This window comes from Streptomyces sp. YS-3 (genome assembly GCF_045257485.1).
Taxonomy (GTDB): Bacteria; Actinomycetota; Actinomycetes; order Streptomycetales; family Streptomycetaceae; genus Streptomyces.
Window position 1 is genome coordinate 1 of the sequence record NZ_JBJHPC010000993.1, and the last position, 1,383, is coordinate 1,383.

The 1,383-nt window shown below is 74.5% G+C and carries 1 protein-coding gene and 1 pseudogene; both read left to right on the forward strand.

All coding sequences use genetic code 11. The features are described 5' to 3' along the window. A pseudogene (locus tag ACJA3G_RS36975) lies at positions 1-633 on the forward strand (cobyrinic acid a,c-diamide synthase); the annotation flags it as partial. Then, entirely contained in the window at positions 630-1,358 is a 729-nt protein-coding gene (gene cobI, locus ACJA3G_RS36980; protein ID WP_406557387.1) for a precorrin-2 C(20)-methyltransferase, read from the forward strand. The pseudogene ACJA3G_RS36975 and the gene cobI, both read left to right, overlap by 4 nt. Positions 1,359-1,383 lie beyond the last annotated feature (25 nt).

The following is a 1,383-nucleotide window of genomic DNA, read 5'->3' on the forward strand; positions in this document are numbered from 1 at the left end:
GTCGGGAAGCGCCTCGTCCCTGAGCGGATCGAACACCACGACGTCCGCCCCGCCGGCGGTCCCGCCTTCACCTTCTCGTACGCCGAGCACGCCGAACTGCTCGCCGCCGCCGGGGCGGACGTCGTGGTGTTCGATCCGCTCAGGGACGAGGCGCTTCCCGACGGCGCCGCCGGGCTCGTCATCGGCGGTGGCTTCCCCGAGGTCTACGCCGCCGAGCTCAGTGCCAACGAGCCACTGCGCAAGGCCGTCGGCGAGCTGGCGCGGTCGGGGGCGCCCGTCGCCGCCGAGTGCGCCGGGCTGCTCTATCTGGCGCGTTCGCTCGACGGACAGCCGATGTGCGGCGTCCTGGACGCCGACGCGCGGATGACGGAACGGCTGACACTCGGGTACCGCGAAGCCGTGGCCGTGGGCGACAGTTGCCTGGCCGAGGCCGGCACCCGGCTGCGCGGCCACGAGTTCCACCGGACCGTCCTCGACCCGGGGGCCGGACCCGCGCCCGCGTGGGGTCTGGTGCACCCGGAGCGCCGGGTCGAAGGGTTCGTACAGCAGGGCGTGCACGCGAGCTATCTGCACACGCACTGGGCCGCCCGGCCCACCATCGCCCGTCGGTTCGTCGAGAGGTGCCCGCAATGAGCAAGCTGGTCGGAGTCGGAGTGGGGCCCGGCGACCCGGAGTTGGTGACCGTCAAGGGCGTCAAGGCGCTCCAGGCCGCCGACGCCGTCGTCGTGCCCGTGATGGACACCGGGGAGCGCGGTCGCGCCGAGGCGACCGTGCTCCACTACGTGGACGGCGCCAAGGTCGTCCGGGTCGTCTTCGCGCTCAACGAGCGCACCGACCACGCCCGGCGCGAGGCGGCCTGGGACGCGGCGGGCGAGACCGTCGCCGCGCTGCTGCGCGCGCACGAGCGCGTCGCCTTCGCGACCATCGGCGACCCCAATGTGTACTCGACCTTCACCTATCTCGCCCAGACCATCACCGAGCTGGTGCCGGGCACGGAGATCGACACCGTGCCGGGGATCACCGCGATGCAGGACCTCGCCGCGCGTTCGGGCGCCGTGCTCACCGAGGGCACGGAGCCGCTCACCCTGGTCCCCGTCACCGCCGGGGCGACCGTGCTTAAGGACGCGCTGGAGGGGCCGGGCACGGTCGTGGCGTACAAGTTCGGCCGCCAGGCCGGTGAGGTGGCGGCGGCGCTGCGGGCGACCGGGCGGATCGACGACGCGGTGTGGGGCTCGGCGCTGGGCCTGGACGAGGAGCTCATCAGCCCGGCCGCCGAGCTGGACGGCCGCGCGCTGCCCTACCTCTCGACGCTCATCGCGCCCGCGCGGCGCGAGGGCGGACGCGGCGGCAAGCTGTGACCCCGCCGCCGCCCCTGCCCCCGGC